Genomic DNA, 16,237 nt, shown 5'->3' with positions numbered 1-16,237 from the left:
CCTTGAGGAGACACAGCAATGTCCAGAACCAAGCACGCATCCCCCCTGCGCAGCGCCATCACCGCAGCCTTCGCCCTGCTGGGCCTGGCGGCCAGCCCGGCCGCCCTGGCCTGGGAGCCGACCAAGCCGGTCGAATTCATCGTGCCGGCCGGCACCGGCGGCGGCGCCGACCAGATGGCCCGCTTCATCCAGGGCGTGGTCGCCAAGAACAACCTGATGAAGCAGCCGCTGGTGGTGGTCAACAAGTCCGGCGGCGCAGGCGCCGAGGGCTTCCTGGCCGTCAAGGGCGACAAGGGCGATCCGCACAAGATCATCATCACCCTGTCCAACCTCTTCACCACCCCGCTGGCCACCGGCGTGCCCTTCAACTGGCGCGACCTGACGCCGGTGCAGATGCTGGCCCTTGACCAGTTCGTGCTGTGGGTCAATGCCGACTCGCCGTACAAGACCGCCAAGGACTACTTCGAAGCCGTCAAGAAGGGCGACAACAACGCCTTCAAGATGGCCGGCACCGGCTCCAAGCAGGAAGACCAGATCATCACCGTGATGTTCGAGAAGGCCGCCGGCAAGAAGGTCACCTACGTGCCCTTCAAGGGCGGCGGCGACGTGGCGGTGCAACTGGTCGGCAACCATGTGAACTCGACGGTCAACAACCCCATCGAGGCCGAGAGCCACTGGAAGGGCGGCAAGCTGCGTCCCCTGTGCGTGATGGACAAGCAGCCCCTGCCCTACGAGGGCTGGAAGGCCATCCCGACCTGCACCTCGGCCGGCGTGCCCATCGAGTACGTGATGCTGCGCGGCATCTTCATGACGCCGGGCGTGACGCCTGAGCAGGTCAAGTACTACCAGGACCTGTTCGCCAAGGTCCGCGAGCTGCCGGAGTGGAAGGAGTTCATGCAGAAGGGCGCCTTCAACCAGTCGGCCCTGACGGGTGACGCCTTCTTCGAGTGGCTCGGCAAGAACGAGCAGATGCACCGGGTGCTGATGAAGGAAGCCGGCTTCCTCGCCAAGTAAACCGGCGCGCGGGGCGCTGACCGCATCCGGCCACCGCCTTGCCCCCAACGATCGATGAACCGCTGCCCGGGGGGCCTGAAGCCCCCTGGCAGCTTGTCCCCTGGAGAGATGGTCATGTCTGACCCGACCGAAGACGCCGGCCCGGTGGTCGGCACCCGCTGGCCCGAACTGCTCGTCGCCCTGTTCCTGGTCATCCTGTCGCTGATCGTGATCGTCGACAGCCGGCGCGTGGGCACCGGCTGGGCCGAGGACGGCCCCGAGTCCGGCTACTTCCCCTTCTACATCGGCCTGGCCCTGCTCATCTCGAGCGGCTCGGTGCTGGTCGGCCAGTTGCGCCGCTGGGGCACGCGCAATCCGGCCTTTGCCGAGCGCAGCCAGATCCGCAGCGTGATGCAGATGGCGATCCCCATGACCATCTATGTGGGCTTCGTCTGGTTCCTGGGTCTCTACATGGCCTCGATCGGCCTGATCGGCTACTTCATGCGCCGCCATGGCAAGTACGGCTGGCCGCTGACGACGGCCGTGTCGGTCGGCGTGCCGCTCTTCTTCTTCCTGGTCTTCGAGCGCTGGTTCCTGGTGCCGCTGCACAAGGGACCGATCGAGCAGTTGCTGGGCTTCTGAGCCCCCTCCCCCTCCCGACACGAGAACACCATGGAAGAACTCAGCAACCTGATGGGGGGCTTCAGCGTCGCGCTGACCGGCCCCAACCTGCTCTACATGCTGATCGGCATCGTGCTGGGCGTGCTGATCGGCGTGCTGCCCGGCCTGGGCGGCGCCAACGGCGTCGCCATCCTGCTGCCGCTGACCTTCAGCATGAACCCCACCTCGGCGATCATCATGCTGAGCTGCATCTACTGGGGTGCGCTGTTCGGCGGGGCGATCACGTCCATCCTTTTCAACATCCCGGGCGAGCCCTGGAGCGTGGCCACCACCTTCGACGGCTTCCCCATGGCCCAGCAGGGCAAGGCGGCGCAGGCGCTGACGGCGGCCTTCACCTCCAGCTTCGTCGGCGCGCTGATCGCCGTGGTGGTGATCACCTTCCTGGCGCCGCTGCTGGCCAAGTTCGCGCTCAAGTTCGGGCCCGCCGAATTCTTCGCCGTGCAGTTGCTCACCTTCTGCAGCTTCGTCGGCATGAGCAAGGAACCACCGGCCAAGACCATCGCCGCGATGATGCTGGGCTTCGCCCTGGCCGCGGTGGGCCTGGATGCGGTGACCGGCACGCTGCGCATGACCTTCGGCGTGACCGACCTGATGCGCGGCTTCGACTTCCTGATCGCGGTCATCGGCCTGTTCGGCATCGGCGAGATCCTGCTGACCATGGAAGAGGGCCTGGCCTTCAAGGGCAAGAGCGCGAAGATCAGCCCCAAGGTCGTCTTCCAGACCTGGGGCCTGCTGATCAAGCACTGGCGCACCTTCCTGCGTTCCACCGCCATCGGCTGCTGGATGGGCATCACCCCGGGCGGCGCGACGCCGGCCAGCTTCATGAGCTACGGCATGGCCCGCCGCATCTCGAAGAACCCGCAGAACTTCGGCAAGGGCGAGATCGAGGGCGTCGTCGCCCCCGAGACGGCAGCCCATGCCGCCGGCACCTCGGCCCTGCTGCCCATGCTGACGCTCGGCATCCCGGGCTCGCCGACGGCGGCTGTGCTGCTGGGCGGCCTGCTGATCTGGGGCCTGCAACCCGGCCCCATGCTCTTCATCGAGCAGAAGGACTTCGTCTGGGGCCTGATCGCCTCGATGTACCTGGGCAACATCGTCGGCCTGATCGTCGTGCTCTCGACCGTGCCCTGGTGGGCGGCCATCCTGCGCATTCCCTTCGCGGTGATCGCGCCGGTGATCATCGTGATCTGCGCGATCGGTGCCTACACCGTGCACAGCTCGATGTTCGACGTGGCGCTGATGATGGTCTTCGGCGTGCTCGGCTACCTGTTCAAGAAGCTCAAGTACCCGCTGGCGCCGCTGGTGCTGGCCCTGGTGCTGGGCGATATGGCCGAGGCCAGCTTCCGCCAGGCCATGCTGCTGTCGCAGGGTTCGCTGTCCATCTTCTGGGCCAACCCGCTGGTCGGTGCCATCTTCAGCCTGGCGCTGCTGATGCTGCTGTGGCCGCTGTTCGCGGCGGCCAAGGCGCGGCTGGCGGGCCGCTCCGCGCAAGCCAAGGAGGCCTGAAGCATGAAGATCACCGTCGTCGGTGCGGGCGCCATCGGGGGCTACCTCGGCGCCCAGCTTTCGCGGGCGGGCGAGGAGGTCACCTTCATCGCCCGCAACAAGAACCTGGAAACCATCCGCCGCGACGGCTTCCGCCTGACGCTGGAGAACGGCGAGACCGTTCATGCGCCGAATGTGAAGGCGGTGCAGGACCCGGCCGAGGCCGGCCCGCAGGACGCCGTGCTGCTGACCGTCAAGGCCCACCAGGTGGCCGACCTGCTGCCCGGCCTGCGCGGGCTCTTCGGGCCGGAGACCCTGGTCGTCAGCATGATCAACGGCGTGCCTTGGTGGTATTTCCACAAGCTCGGCGGCGCCCATGAGGGCAGCAGCCTCGACAGCGTGGACCCGGGCGGCGTGATCGCCCGCCACATCGAACCCGAGCGCGTGATCGGCAGCGTGGTCTATCCGGCCGCCGAATTGCTGGCCCCCGGCCATGTGAAGGTGATCGAGGGCAATCGCTTCACCCTGGGCGAGCCCGACGGCTCGCGCAGCGAGCGCATCGAGGCCCTGTCCAAGGCCATGATCGGCGCCGGCTTCAAGAGCCCCGTCAGCAAGGACATCCGCGGCGAGATCTGGGTGAAGCTCTGGGGCAATGCCACCTTCAACCCGATCAGCGCGCTGACCCATGCGACGCTGGAGCAGATCTGCCGCCACCCCGCCGGCCGCGAACTGGCCCGCGCCATGATGGCCGAGGCGCAGGCCGTGGCCGAATCCCTGGGCGTGAAGTTCAAGATCACCCTGGAGCAGCGCCTGGCCGGCGCCGAGGCGGTGGGTGCGCACAAGACCTCGATGCTGCAAGACATCGAAGCCGGCCGCGGGCTGGAGCTGGAGGCCCTGGTCGGCAGCGTCGTCGAGCTGGGCCGCATCACCGGCACGCCCACCCCCAAGCTGGAAGCCATCTACGGCGCGGCCCGCCTGCTGAGCGACACCGTCACCGGGCAGCGCGGCCGCATGGCCCTGCTGCCGCTGTGAGGAGGCCGGCCCGATGAAATGGCTGCGCTTCACCCATGCCGGGGCGGAAGGCTTCGGCAGCCTGGAAGGCGACACCATCCAGGTCCACACCGGCGATCTCTTCGGCGAGCACCATCCCACGGGCGGCACGCTGCGGCTCGACGAGGTCACCCTGGGCCTGCCCTGCAAGGTCGGCAAGGTGCTGGCGCTGTGGAACAACTTCCGCGCCGCGGCCGAGAAGAACGGCTGGGCGCCGCCGACCGAGCCGCTTTACTTCCTCAAGACCCCCAACAGCCTGGCCGCCCACGGAAGCGTCACCCCGGCGGTGGCGGCCGAGGTCGGCCGCGTCGCCTTCGAGGGCGAGCTGGCCGTGGTGATCGGCCAGCGCGCGCACCGCATCCGCGTGGACGAAGCGCCGGCCCACATCCTGGGCTACACCTGCGCCGACGACGTGACCGCGATTGAGCTGCTGAACCGCGACCCGGCCTTCCCGCAGTGGACGCGGGCCAAGGGCTTCAACGGCTTCGGCGTGCTGGGGCCGGTGATCGAGACCACGCTGGACCTGTCCACCGCCATGCTGCGCACCCGCGTCGGCGGCCGCGAGCGGCAGGCCTATGCCCTGGCCGACATGTTCTTCCCGCCGGCCGAGCTGGTGGCGCGCATTTCGCAAGACCTGCCGCTGGAACCCGGCGACGTGATCCTCTGCGGCACCTCCCTGGGGGTGCTGCCGATGAAGCCGGGCAGCGAGGTCGAGGTCGAGATCGACGGCCTGGGCGTGCTGGCCCACCGCTACGGCTGAGGCCCGCCGGGCGTCAGCGCTTCTTTGGCCTCGGATCAGAAAAAGCATCGGCCACCCCCCGGGGGCCTTCCTAGAATTTTCAGACAGCGTGGGGCCTTTCACGGCCCCACCGCCCTGCCGCCTAGCGCCTGCCCATGACTGCTGCCGACCGCCGTGCCCTGCTCCGCTCGATGTTCGATGCTGCCGTCGCGGCAGCCGATCCGATGCGGGTGCTGGGCCCCCACCTGCCCGAGCCGCCCAAGGGCCGCACGATCGTGATCGGCGCCGGCAAGGCCAGCGGTGCGATGGCCGCGGCGGTCGAGGCGCACTGGCGCGGCGGCCCGCTGAGCGGCCTCATCGTCACCCGCTACGGCCATGCCGCGCCGACGAAGCAGATCGAGATCGTCGAGGCCGCCCACCCGGTGCCCGATGCCGCGGGCGCCGAGGCCGCGATCCGCATCGCCCGGCTCGTGCAGGGCCTGACGGAGGACGACCTGGTGCTCTGCCTGATCTCGGGCGGCGGCTCCTCCCTGCTGGCCGCGCCGGCCGAAGGCCTGACCCTGGCCGACAAGCAGGCGCTGAACAAGGCCCTGCTCAAGAGCGGCGCCAACATCACCGAGATGAACTGCGTGCGCAAGCACCTCAGCGCGCTCAAGGGCGGCCGCCTGGCGGCCCTGTGCGCGCCGGCCCGGGTGGTGACGCTGACCATCTCCGACGTGCCGGGCGACGACCCCTCGGTCATCGCCTCCGGCCCGACGGTGCCGGATGCGTCGACCTGCGCGGATGCCCTGGCCATCCTGGAGAAGTACCGCATCACCGAACCCAAGGTGGCGGTGGACTACATCCGCCGCGGCCATGACGAGACGCCCAAGCCCGGCGACCCGCGCCTGGCCCGGGCCGAGACCCACATGGTCGCCACGCCGCAGATGTCGCTGGAGGCCGCGGCCGCCGTGGCGCGCGCCGCCGGCTACACCCCGCTGATCCTGGGCAATGCCATCGAGGGCGAGGCCCGCGACATGGCCCTGATGCATGCCGGCATCGCCCGCCAGGTGCTGCAGCACGGCCAGCCGGCGCCGGCGCCCTGCGTGCTGCTCTCCGGCGGCGAGGCCACCGTCACCGTGCGCGGCCAGGGCCGCGGCGGGCGCTGCGCGGAATTCCTGCTCGCTCTGGCCGTGGCCCTGGACGGCCTGCCCGGCGTGCATGCCATCGCCTGCGACACCGACGGCATCGACGGCACCGAGGACAACGCCGGCGCCGTGCTCACGCCTGACAGCCTGGCGCGCGGCGCCGCCCGCGGCTTGAGCGCCAAGGCGCATCTGGCGAACAACGACGGCTACAGCTTCTTTGCCGGGGTGGACGATCTGATCCTCACCGGCCCCACGCTCACCAACGTCAACGACTTCCGGGCGATCCTGATCGGCTGACCCGCCGCAGGCGACGCCCTGGCCCGCCCCTCGCCCGTCACACGCGGGCGGGGGGCCGGTCCCGCAAGCCCCAACCCTTTCGCGATCCCCGAGGAGACAAAGACCATGGCATCCGACATCGACATCGCCCAGGCCGCCACGCTGCAGCGCATCACCCAGGTCGCCAGCGAAAAGCTCGGCATCGCCGACGAGCACCTGGAGCCCTACGGCCACTACAAGGCCAAGATCTCGCTGAAGTACCTCGACAGCCTGAAGGACCGCCCCAACGGCAAGCTGATCCTGGTCACCGCCATCAGCCCGACGCCGGCCGGCGAAGGCAAGACCACCACCACCGTCGGCCTGGGCGATGCCCTCAACCGCATCGGCAAGAAGGCCCTGGTCTGCCTGCGCGAGCCCTCGCTGGGCCCGGTCTTCGGCGTCAAGGGCGGTGCGGCCGGCGGCGGCTATGCCCAGGTCGTGCCGATGGAGGACATCAACCTCCACTTCACCGGCGACTTCAACGCCATCCAGCTCGCCAACAACCTGCTGGCCGCGGTGATCGACAACCACATCCACCACGGCAACGCGCTGGACATCGACGTGCGCCGCGTGACCTGGAAGCGCGTGCTCGACATGAACGACCGCGCGCTGCGCGACATCACCATCGCCCTGGGCGGCACGGCCAACGGCTACCCGCGCCAGGACGGCTTCGACATCGTCGTGGCCTCCGAGGTGATGGCCATCTTCTGCCTGGCCACCTCGCTCGACGACCTGAAGCAGCGCCTGGGCAACATCGTCTGCGCCTACACCCGCGCCGGCAAGCCGGTGACGGCCCGCGAGCTGAATGCCCACGGCGCGATGACCGTGCTGCTCAAGGACGCGATCCAGCCCAACCTCGTGCAGACGCTGGAGAACAACCCGGCCATCCTGCATGGCGGCCCCTTCGCCAACATCGCCCACGGCTGCAACTCGGTCATCGCGACCCAGGCCAGCCTGAAACTGGCCGACTATGTGGTGACGGAAGCCGGCTTCGGCGCCGACCTGGGCGCCGAGAAGTTCATCGACATCAAGTGCCGCAAGTCGGGCCTGCGCCCGGATGCGGTGGTGATCGTCGCGACCATCCGCGCGCTCAAGTTCCACGGTGGCGTGAAGAAGGAAGACCTCAACACCGAGAACCTCGACGCGCTGGCCAAGGGCATCGCCAACATCGAGAAGCATGTGCAGAACGTGCGCGAGCACTACGGCCTGCCCTGCGTGGTCTCGATCAACAACTTCACCGCCGACACCCCGGCCGAGCTGGCCCTGCTGCAAGCGCGCATGGCCGCTCTGGGCGCGCCGGTGGTCGTGGCCCGTCACTGGGCCGAAGGCGGCAAGGGCGCCGAAGCGGTGGCCCACGAGGTGGTGCGCCTGGTCGAGGCGAACGAGGGCAAGAGCGGCTTCAAGTTCGTCTACGAGGAAGAGGCCACGCTGATGGAGAAGGTGACCGCCATCGCGACCAAGATCTACGGCGCGGCCGGCGTCAGCGCCGATGCCAAGGTCAAGAAGCAGATCGCCGAGCTGCAGGAAGCCGGCTACGGCCGCTACCCGGTCTGCGTCGCCAAGACGCAGTACAGCTTCTCCACCGATGCCAATGCCAAGGGTGCGCCGACCGGCCACACCCTGAACATCCGCGAGGTGCGGCTGGCCGCGGGCGCCGAATTCATCGTCATGGTCTGCGGCGACGTGATGACCATGCCGGGCCTGCCCAAGGTGCCCTCGGCCGAGAAGATCGACCTGGTCGACGGCAAGGTCGTCGGCCTGTTCTGATCCTTCGGCATCGCATCGGGAGCGGGCATGGAGCAAGGCATCACGAGCGAACTCCCGATGCAGCCCCGGCTGGGTGACCTGGCTGGCTGGCTGGCCTGGGCGGAGCAGCTCAACCCGCAGCCCATCGAGCTGGGGCTGGACCGGGTCCGCACCGTCTACCAGGCCTTGGGCCTGGCGCCGCGGGTGCCGGTCATCACGGTGGGCGGCACGAATGGCAAGGGCTCGACCTGCGCCATGCTCTCGTCCATCCTCCAGTCCGCCGGGCACCGGGTGGGCTGCTACACCTCGCCGCACCTGCTGCACCCCACCGAGCGGGTGCGCATCGACGGCATCCCGGTGGCCGACGAGCGCCTGGCGGCGGCCTGCGCGCGGGTCGAATCCGCCCGCGGCAGCCTGCCGCTGACGCCCTTCGAGTTCGGCACCCTGGCCGCACTCTGCGTCTTCGACGAAGCGGCGCTCGACGTGCTGGTGCTTGAAGTCGGCCTCGGCGGCCGGCTCGACGCCGTGAACATCGTCGATGCTGACGTGTCGGTGGTCACCAGCATCGGCATCGACCACACCGATTTCCTCGGCGACACCCGCGACTCCATCGGCTACGAGAAGGCGGGCATCTTCCGCAGCGGCCGGCCGGCGGTCTGCGGCGATCCGCACCCCCCGCTGGGCCTGTTGAAGCAGGCCGGCGTCGTGGGCGCGCCGCTGTGGTCGCAGGGCGCGGGCTACGGCTGGTCGGCCCGCGAGGATGCCGACGGCCAGCCCGCCTGGCGCTTCTGGCGCGTCGACGCCCAGCATGCCGAGAACTGCCGCGTGCTCGAACCCCTGCCCATGCCGGGCCTGGAGGGCGAGATCCAGCTCGACAACGCCGCCACCGCCCTGATGGCGCTGGACCGCCTGCGCGAGCGCCTGACGGTGCCGCTGGCCGCCATCCAGGCCGGCCTGCGCCGGGTGCAACTGGCCGGGCGCTTCCAGCGCTTCGGCACCGTGCCCGAGGTCATCCTCGACGTGGCCCACAACCCGCATGCCGCCCAGCGCCTGGCCGCCACCCTGGCCCGCCAGCCGGTGGCCGGCCGCACCCTGGCCGTGCTGGCCATGCTGCGCGACAAGGACATGGTCGGCGTCGTCCAGGCGCTTGCACCGCAGGTGCAGGGCTGGTTCATCGCCGGCATCCCCGAGCGGCGCGGCGCCTCGGCCGAGGAACTGGCCCTGGCCCTGACCCAGGGCGGCGCCCAGGGCCCCGTGACGGCCTGTGCCGACATCGCCGCCGCGCTGGCCAGCGCCCGCGCCCATGCCGGCTCGCGGGACCGCGTGATCGTCTGCGGTTCCTTCGTCACCGTGGGCAGCGCCCTGCAGATGCTCAGCGTCGAAGCGGCGCAGGGCACGGTGGCCGCCGCAGCCAACGGATGCCTGGCTGCGGATAAGGCGATCTTTGTCTGAGCGTCAGAAAGTCCAACCCACATGGCGGGGGGCGAGGCCTAGACTGGCTTCAACGGATCGAGAGGCGCCGCAGCGCGCCGCGATCCACCGGGCGGCCCCGCCGCCCGCCCCCGTCTAGGAATCGACCTGCCATGCCGCACTGCTTCCGATCCCTGCCGACGCGACCGCGCCCTGTCGCGGTCGCGTGCCCGGCGGGATCGCGGCCCGGCCCGGCAGGCCAGCGAATCACCCCCTCGCGCGCAGGCGCCGTGTCTCCGGTTCAGGCTCATGGCCTGAGGCAGGACAAGGCCTTGCGCGCCCGGACCGTGCCAGGGCCCCGCAGATCGCGTGCCCGAGGCCTCGCGGCAACCTGTTCCGGCCCGATGCGGTCGGCAGGCCGACCGTTGATCCGGTCCCTCACGCCCAGTCGCAACAGCGCCTGACGGTCCGACGACCGCAAGCCTGAGCCCTTCATCCAGATCAGCCCCTGAGGAGACAAACCATGGCCGGCCGCAACTTCCTTTTCGTCCCGGGTCCCACCAACATCCCCGACCGCGTCCTGCGTTCGATGGCGGTGCAGTCGGAAGACCATCGGTCCCCGATCTTTTCGCAGCTCACCTTTGACTGCATCAAGGGCTTGAAGGACATCTTCAAGACCACCACCGGCACGCCGATCATCTTCCCGTCCAGCGGCACCGGCTGCTGGGAAGCCGCGCTGACCAACTGCCTGAACCCCGGCGACACCGTGCTCGCCTCGCGCTTCGGTCAGTTCAGCCACCTGTGGATCGACATGTGCCAGCGCCTCGGCTTCAACGTCGAGACCGTGGACTGCGAATGGGGCACCGGCGTGCCGCTGGAGCGCTATGCCGAGATCCTGGCGGCCGACAAGGGCCACAAGATCAAGGCCGTGCTGGCCACCCAGAACGAGACCGCCACCGGCGTGAACAGCGACATCGCCGGCGTGCGCAAGGCCATGGACGCCTGCGGCCACCCGGCCCTGCTCTTCGTCGACTCGGTCAGCGCGCTGGCCAGCGTCGACTTCCGCATGGACGAGTGGGGCGTGGACGTCTGCGTCAGCGGCTCGCAGAAGGGCCTGATGCTGCCGGCCGGCCTGGGCATCACCTGCGTCAGCGAGAAGGCGCTCGAAGCGCGCAAGACGGCCCAGGCGCCGCGCTGCTACTTCGACTACCTCGACATGGTCAATGCCAACAAGACCGGCTACTTCCCCTACACCCCCTCGCTGCCCCTGCTCTACGGCCTGCGCGAAGCCATCGCCACGCTGAAGGAAGAGGGCCTGGACAACGTCTTCGCCCGCCACGCCTACCTGGCTGGCGCGACGCGCGCGGCGGTACAGAAGGGCTGGAAGCTTGATGTCTGCGCCAAGGAGCCGAAGTGGTATTCAGACACGGTCAGCGCGGTGCTGGTGCCGGAAGGCTTCAACGGCGCCGACGTGATCTCCCGCGCCTTCCGCCGCTACAACCTGGCGCTGGGCGCCGGCCTGTCCAAGGTGGCGGGCAAGGTCTTCCGCATCGGCCACATCGGCGACATGAACGAGTGCATGCTGCTGGGCGCCATCGCGGGTGCCGAGGCCGCCATGCTGGATGTGGGCATCAAGGTCGAGCCGGGCAGCGGTGTCGGCGCCGCCAGCAACTTCCTGCGCGACCCGGCGAATGTGCCGGCGCACATGGCCAACTGGATCGCCGGGAAGAACGCAGCATGAGTGCCCACCACGTCGTCTTCCTGGACCGGGCCTCGCTGAAGGCCAAGGTCCGCACGCCGGCCCTGGGCGGCAGCTATGTCGAGCACGAGAAGACCACGCCGGAGCAAGTCGTCGAGCGCCTGAAGGGCGCGACCGTGGCCATCACCAACAAGGTGCCGCTGCGCGAGGACGTGCTCTCGCAACTGCCCGACCTGAAGATGATCGCCGTGGCCGCCACCGGCTACGACGTGATTGACGTGCCGGCCTGCCGCGCCCGCGGCATCGCCGTGGCCAACATCCGCAACTACGCGGTGCACACCGTGCCGGAGCATGCCTTTGCGCTGATCCTGGCCCTGCGCCGCAACATCCTGGCCTACCGCCAGGATGTGGAGGCGGGCGTGTGGCAGCAGTCGGACCAGTTCTGCTTCTTCACGCACGACATCGGCGACCTGCACGGCGCGACGCTGGGCATCATCGGCGAAGGCGCGCTCGGCCAGGGCACGGCAGCCATCGCCCGCGGCTTCGGCATGAAGGTGCTGTTCGCCGACCATGAGCCGCCCAAGATGCCGGGGGTCGAGTTCACGCCCTTCGACGAGGTGCTGGCCCAGTCGGACGTGATCAGCCTGCACTGCCCGCTGACGCCGAGCACGCGCAACATCATCGGCATCGAGCAGTTCCGCAAGATGAAGCGCAATGCCCTGGTGATCAACACCGCGCGTGGCGGCCTGGTCGACGAGGCTGCGCTGATCACCGCGCTCGACGAAGGCCTGATCGCCGGCGCCGGCTTCGACGTGCTGACGGTCGAGCCGCCCAAGAACGGCCATCCCCTGCTGGACCTGCGGCGCCCGAACTTCATCCTGACCCCGCACGTGGCCTGGGCCTCGGACGGCGCGATGCAGTTCCTGGCCGATCAGCTCATCGACAACGTCGAGCGCTGGGCGGCCGGCACGCCGCAGCACCTGGTCACCTGATCTGAACCATCCCTGGCCACGCCCCCTCGGGGGCGTGAACGCGGGGCCTTCGGGCCCCGCGGCGGGCAAACTCGCGCCTGCGATTTCGCAGCCCCTTGCCCGATCTCCCGGAGAACCCGCATGAAGAAACTGCTCTACCAGTTCGACACCGACCCGATGCCCTCGGTCTTCGACAACGTCGTCGGCTACGACGGCGGCGCCGACCACATCACCGCCTACGGCGGCGTGACGCCCGCCAATGTCGGCGGCCTGGTCGACGGGGCCATCTTCACCCGTGCGCCCAAGGACAAGAAGCTGACCGCCATCTTCGTCGGCGGCGGCAACATGGTCGAGGGCGAGGCCCTGTTCAAGGCCGTGCGCAAGAAGTTCTTCGCCGGCTTCCGCGTCTCGGTCATGCTCGACAGCAATGGCTCCAACACCACCGCCGCGGCCGGTGTGGCCTGGCTGGCGCATGCCGCGGCCAAGCGCGGCGGCAGCCTGGCCGGCAAGAAGGCTGTTGTGCTGGCCGGCAGCGGCCCGGTCGGCCAGCGCGCCGCGGTGATGCTGGCGCGTGAAGGCTGCGAGGTGACCATCACCTCGCGCGACGCCGCCAAGGGCGGCGCCGCAGCCGAAGCCATCCAGACCCGCTTCGGCCTGAGCGTCAAGGCCGTGGTCGCCCGCGACCCGGCCGGTTTTGCGGCGGCCATCGACGGCGCCCAGGTGATCTTCGCTGCCGGCGCCGCCAGCGCCCAGTTGCTGACCGAAGCGCAGTGGAAGGATTCCCCGACGCTTGAGCTGCTGGCCGATGCGAACGCGACGCCGCCGCTGGGGATCGAGGGCGTCGACATGATGGATAAGGGCGTCGAGCGCCACGGCAAGGTCGTCTTCGGCGCGCTGGGTTTCGGCGCCTTGAAGATCGCCCTGCACCGCGCCTGCGTCGCGCGCATGTTCGAGCAGAACGATCTCGTGCTGGATGCCGACGAGGTCTTCGCCATCGCCAAGACCATGGTGGGCTGAACCCTCGCCCTCCCCGGCCGCGGCGCCTGGCGCCGCGGCTCCCCTCACCCGACTGTTGAACAGCCGGTCCGGATGCCTGCATCCGCGACCTTGGCCGGAGGCTTGCCTGACATGAGCACCGATCGCATCGAATCCCTGTCTGTCCAGACCTTCCTGGACGAGCTGGCCAGCGCCGCGCCCACCCCGGGCGGCGGCGGCGCCGCCGCCGTGATGGGCGCCATGGGCGCCGCGCTCGTGGCCATGGTCTGTAACCTGACCATCGGCAAGAAGAACTACGAGGCCGTCGAGGACGAGATGAAAGCCGTGCTGGCAGCGTCCGAGGACGTGCGCGCCCGCCTCACCGCCATGATCGAGGACGACAAGACCGCCTTCGACGCGCTGATGGGCAGCTACAAGCTGCCCAAGGCCAGCGACGAGGAGAAGGCCGCGCGCAGCGCCGCCATCCAGGCCGGCCTGGCCGGCGCCACGGTGGTGCCGCTGGACTGCGCCAAGGCCTGCGCCGAGGTCGTGCGCCTGTCGGCCCGGGCCGCCGCGGTCGGCAACCTGAACGTGATCAGCGATGCCGGCGTCGGCGTGCTGGCCGCCTGGGCCGCCCTGCGCAGCGCCGCCCTGAACGTGCACATCAATGCCCCGCAGCTCAAGGACCGGGCCTTCGCCGGCGCGAAGCTGGCCGAGCTGCAGGCCCTGCTCGATGAATGCGGACCGCTCGCCGAGCAGGTCCACGACACCGTCAAGTCCAAGCTCGGCTGAGTCGCCTCGGACGAGCATCCCGACCCCTCTTTCAGCAAGCTCGGGCACACGAGCCTTGAGGTAACCCCCGGTGGGGGCGGCGCGATCCGCCACCCCCACCCGGCCGCGCGGCGGGCCACCACGCCGATCCGTAAGCATTCGGAGAAGGAGACATCCCATGGACATCCACGAGTACCAGGCCAAGGAGCTGCTTGCAGGCTTTGGCGTGCCCGTCCCACGCGGCAGCGTGGCCTACAGCCCCGACCAGGCCGTCTACGTGGCCACCGAGCTCGGCGGCTGGCATTGGGCGGTGAAGGCGCAGATCCACTCCGGCGGCCGCGGCAAGGCCGGCGGCGTCAAGCTCTGCCGCACCTATGGCGAGGTGGCCGCGGCGGCTAAGGCCATGCTCGGCGCCACGCTGGTGACGAACCAGACGGGCCCCAAGGGCAAGGTGGTCAACCGCCTTTACGTGGAGCAGGCCACCGCCTTCGTCCGCGAGCTCTACCTGGGCTTCGTGCTCGACCGCAAGGCCGAGCGGGTGCGCGTGATCGCCTCGGCGCAGGGCGGCATGGAGATCGAGGAGATCGCCCATGACAACCCGGACTCGATCATGCAGATCGAGGTCGAGCCGGCCGTCGGCCTGCAGCCCTTCCAGGCCCGCGAGCTGGCCTTCGGCCTGGGCCTGAACATCAAGCAGGTCAGCCAGGCGGTCACCGCCATCCTGGGCTGCTACCGCGCCTTCCGCGACCTCGACGCGACCATGGTCGAGATCAATCCCCTGGTCGTGACCAAGGACGACCGCGTGCTGGCGCTGGACGCGAAGATGAGCTTCGACGACAACGCCCTCTTCCGCCGCCCGCAGATCGCCGAGATGCGCGACGTGGCCGAGGAAGATCCGCGCGAGGCCCAGGCCGGCAAGCACGGCCTGAACTATGTCGGCCTCAGCGGCGACATCGGCTGCATCATCAATGGCGCCGGCCTGGCCATGGCGACCATGGACATGATCAAGTACTCCGGCGGCGAGCCGGCGAACTTCCTCGACGTCGGCGGCGGCGCCTCGCCCGAGCGCGTCGGCCAGGCCTTCAACCTCGTCCTCTCGGACCCGGGCGTCAAGGCCATCCTGGTCAACATCTTCGCCGGCATCAACCGCTGCGACTGGGTGGCCCAGGGCGTGGTGCAGGCCGCCAAGGGCCTGCGCGTGCCGCTGATCGTCCGGCTGGCCGGCACGAATGTGGACGAGGGCATGAAGATCGTCCGCGAATCCGGCCTGCCCATCATCCTGGCCGATGACCTGGCGAGCGCAGCCCAGAAGGCTGTGGCCGCCGCCCGTGGCGAACTCAGCGCCTGAGCAGGAGAGAGAACATGAGCATCCTCATCGACGAAACCACCCGCGTCATCGTCCAGGGCTACACCGGCGACAAGGCGACCTTCCACGCCAAGGAGATGATCGGCTACGGCACCAACGTGGTCGGCGGCGTCACGCCCGGCAAGGGCGGCCAGAAGCATCTGGACCGTCCGGTCTTCAACACCGTCAAGGACGCCGTGCATGCGACCGGCGCCGAGGCCAGCCTGGCCTTCGTGCCGCCGCCCTATGCGGCCGATGCGCTGATGGAAGCGGCCGACGCCGGTCTCAAGCTGGTCTGCATCATCACCGACGGCATCCCGGCCCAGGACATGATGCGGGTCAAGCGCTACCTGCGCCGCTACCCCAAGGACCAGCGCACGACCATCGTCGGCCCCAACTGCGCCGGCATCATCAGCGCCGGCCGGGCCATGCTGGGCATCATGCCGAGCAACATCTACATGCGCGGCAATGTCGGCATCGTTTCGCGCTCGGGCACCCTGGGCTATGAAGCGGCAGCGCAGATGAAGGCCCTGGGCATCGGCGTGACGACCAGCGTCGGCATCGGCGGCGACCCGATCAACGGCTCGTCCTTCCTCGACCACCTCGAACGCTTCGAGCAGGACCCCGAGACCAAGGCCGTGATCATGATCGGCGAGATCGGCGGCCCGCAGGAAGCCGAAGCCTCGGCCTGGGTGAAGGCGCACATGAGCAAGCCGGTGGTCGGCTATGTGGCCGGCCTGACGGCGCCCAAGGGCCGTCGCATGGGCCATGCCGGCGCCATCGTCTCGGCTGCGGGCGACACCGCCGCCGAGAAGGCCGAGATCATGGCCTCCTACGGCCTCTACGTCTCGCCCAGCGCCGCCCAGCTTGGCGAGACCGTGGCCAAGGCCCTGAGCAAGGTGCTCTGAAGCCTGCGCCTGCCGCGGCGGC

Annotated in this window: 14 protein-coding genes; all 14 read left to right on the top strand. The window is 69.4% G+C overall.

The genetic code is table 11. From position 1 onward, the window contains the following. Positions 1–18 precede the first annotated feature (18 nt). The 14 genes from JI742_RS03020 (at position 19) to sucD (ending at position 16,215) form a co-directional block, all read left to right on the top strand. Complete coding sequence (locus tag JI742_RS03020) at positions 19–1,014, top strand: Bug family tripartite tricarboxylate transporter substrate binding protein (protein ID WP_201823891.1); 996 nt, start codon at positions 19–21, stop codon at positions 1,012–1,014. A gap of 114 nt (positions 1,015–1,128) precedes the next feature. Continuing rightward, the gene (locus JI742_RS03015) at positions 1,129–1,635 is read left to right on the top strand and encodes a tripartite tricarboxylate transporter TctB family protein (RefSeq protein WP_201823890.1); all 507 of its coding nucleotides are present in this window, start codon (positions 1,129–1,131) and stop codon (positions 1,633–1,635) included. A 30-nt stretch (positions 1,636–1,665) separates the two neighbouring features. Further along, complete coding sequence (locus tag JI742_RS03010) at positions 1,666–3,180, top strand: tripartite tricarboxylate transporter permease (RefSeq protein ID WP_201823889.1); 1,515 nt, start codon at positions 1,666–1,668, stop codon at positions 3,178–3,180. A 3-nt stretch (positions 3,181–3,183) separates the two neighbouring features. Further along, on the top strand, positions 3,184–4,191 hold the full coding sequence (locus JI742_RS03005; protein WP_201823887.1) for a 2-dehydropantoate 2-reductase: 1,008 nt from the start codon (positions 3,184–3,186) through the stop codon (positions 4,189–4,191). Between the two features lie 13 nt (positions 4,192–4,204). Beyond that, positions 4,205–4,969: a fumarylacetoacetate hydrolase family protein gene (locus tag JI742_RS03000; RefSeq protein WP_201823885.1), complete on the top strand. Its 765-nt coding sequence runs from the start codon at positions 4,205–4,207 to the stop codon at positions 4,967–4,969. Between the two features lie 134 nt (positions 4,970–5,103). Further along, positions 5,104–6,372, top strand: coding sequence for a glycerate kinase type-2 family protein (locus JI742_RS02995; protein ID WP_201823883.1), 1,269 nt, complete (start codon positions 5,104–5,106; stop codon positions 6,370–6,372). Between the two features lie 105 nt (positions 6,373–6,477). Then, positions 6,478–8,157 (top strand): formate--tetrahydrofolate ligase, encoded by a 1,680-nt coding sequence (locus tag JI742_RS02990; RefSeq protein WP_201823881.1) that lies wholly within the window; start codon positions 6,478–6,480, stop codon positions 8,155–8,157. 27 nt (positions 8,158–8,184) lie between these two features. After that, on the top strand, positions 8,185–9,588 hold the full coding sequence (folC, locus tag JI742_RS02985) for a bifunctional tetrahydrofolate synthase/dihydrofolate synthase (protein ID WP_236676754.1): 1,404 nt from the start codon (positions 8,185–8,187) through the stop codon (positions 9,586–9,588). Positions 9,589–10,069: 481 nt separating this feature from the next. Continuing rightward, complete coding sequence (locus JI742_RS02980; RefSeq protein ID WP_201823879.1) at positions 10,070–11,287, top strand: aminotransferase class V-fold PLP-dependent enzyme; 1,218 nt, start codon at positions 10,070–10,072, stop codon at positions 11,285–11,287. Then, the gene (locus JI742_RS02975) at positions 11,284–12,237 is read left to right on the top strand and encodes a D-2-hydroxyacid dehydrogenase (RefSeq protein WP_201823877.1); all 954 of its coding nucleotides are present in this window, start codon (positions 11,284–11,286) and stop codon (positions 12,235–12,237) included. Before JI742_RS02980 ends, JI742_RS02975 begins: the two co-directional genes overlap by 4 nt. 120 nt (positions 12,238–12,357) lie before the next feature. After that, the gene (locus tag JI742_RS02970) at positions 12,358–13,233 is read left to right on the top strand and encodes an NADP-dependent methylenetetrahydromethanopterin/methylenetetrahydrofolate dehydrogenase (RefSeq protein WP_201823875.1); all 876 of its coding nucleotides are present in this window, start codon (positions 12,358–12,360) and stop codon (positions 13,231–13,233) included. Positions 13,234–13,344: 111 nt separating this feature from the next. Further along, positions 13,345–13,983, top strand: coding sequence for a methenyltetrahydrofolate cyclohydrolase (fchA, locus tag JI742_RS02965; RefSeq protein WP_201823873.1), 639 nt, complete (start codon positions 13,345–13,347; stop codon positions 13,981–13,983). Between the two features lie 157 nt (positions 13,984–14,140). Continuing rightward, positions 14,141–15,310, top strand: a complete 1,170-nt coding sequence (locus tag JI742_RS02960; RefSeq protein ID WP_201823871.1) for a malate--CoA ligase subunit beta — start codon at positions 14,141–14,143, stop codon at positions 15,308–15,310. A 14-nt stretch (positions 15,311–15,324) separates the two neighbouring features. Then, complete coding sequence (sucD, locus tag JI742_RS02955) at positions 15,325–16,215, top strand: succinate--CoA ligase subunit alpha (protein WP_201823869.1); 891 nt, start codon at positions 15,325–15,327, stop codon at positions 16,213–16,215. The last annotated feature ends 22 nt before the right edge of the window (positions 16,216–16,237 follow it).

Source organism: Piscinibacter lacus (assembly GCF_016735685.1).
Taxonomy (GTDB): Bacteria; Pseudomonadota; Gammaproteobacteria; order Burkholderiales; family Burkholderiaceae_C; genus Aquariibacter; species Aquariibacter lacus.
This window is presented reverse-complemented; position numbering and strand designations above follow the sequence as displayed.

Coding starts and splice junctions, on each gene's coding strand:
- JI742_RS03020 (WP_201823891.1), top strand. CDS start 19: ATGTCCAGAACCAAGCACGCATCCCCCCTGCGCAGCGCCATCACCGCA.
- JI742_RS03015 (WP_201823890.1), top strand. CDS start 1,129: ATGTCTGACCCGACCGAAGACGCCGGCCCGGTGGTCGGCACCCGCTGG.
- JI742_RS03010 (WP_201823889.1), top strand. CDS start 1,666: ATGGAAGAACTCAGCAACCTGATGGGGGGCTTCAGCGTCGCGCTGACC.
- JI742_RS03005 (WP_201823887.1), top strand. CDS start 3,184: ATGAAGATCACCGTCGTCGGTGCGGGCGCCATCGGGGGCTACCTCGGC.
- JI742_RS03000 (WP_201823885.1), top strand. CDS start 4,205: ATGAAATGGCTGCGCTTCACCCATGCCGGGGCGGAAGGCTTCGGCAGC.
- JI742_RS02995 (WP_201823883.1), top strand. CDS start 5,104: ATGACTGCTGCCGACCGCCGTGCCCTGCTCCGCTCGATGTTCGATGCT.
- JI742_RS02990 (WP_201823881.1), top strand. CDS start 6,478: ATGGCATCCGACATCGACATCGCCCAGGCCGCCACGCTGCAGCGCATC.
- folC (WP_236676754.1), top strand. CDS start 8,185: ATGGAGCAAGGCATCACGAGCGAACTCCCGATGCAGCCCCGGCTGGGT.
- JI742_RS02980 (WP_201823879.1), top strand. CDS start 10,070: ATGGCCGGCCGCAACTTCCTTTTCGTCCCGGGTCCCACCAACATCCCC.
- JI742_RS02975 (WP_201823877.1), top strand. CDS start 11,284: ATGAGTGCCCACCACGTCGTCTTCCTGGACCGGGCCTCGCTGAAGGCC.
- JI742_RS02970 (WP_201823875.1), top strand. CDS start 12,358: ATGAAGAAACTGCTCTACCAGTTCGACACCGACCCGATGCCCTCGGTC.
- fchA (WP_201823873.1), top strand. CDS start 13,345: ATGAGCACCGATCGCATCGAATCCCTGTCTGTCCAGACCTTCCTGGAC.
- JI742_RS02960 (WP_201823871.1), top strand. CDS start 14,141: ATGGACATCCACGAGTACCAGGCCAAGGAGCTGCTTGCAGGCTTTGGC.
- sucD (WP_201823869.1), top strand. CDS start 15,325: ATGAGCATCCTCATCGACGAAACCACCCGCGTCATCGTCCAGGGCTAC.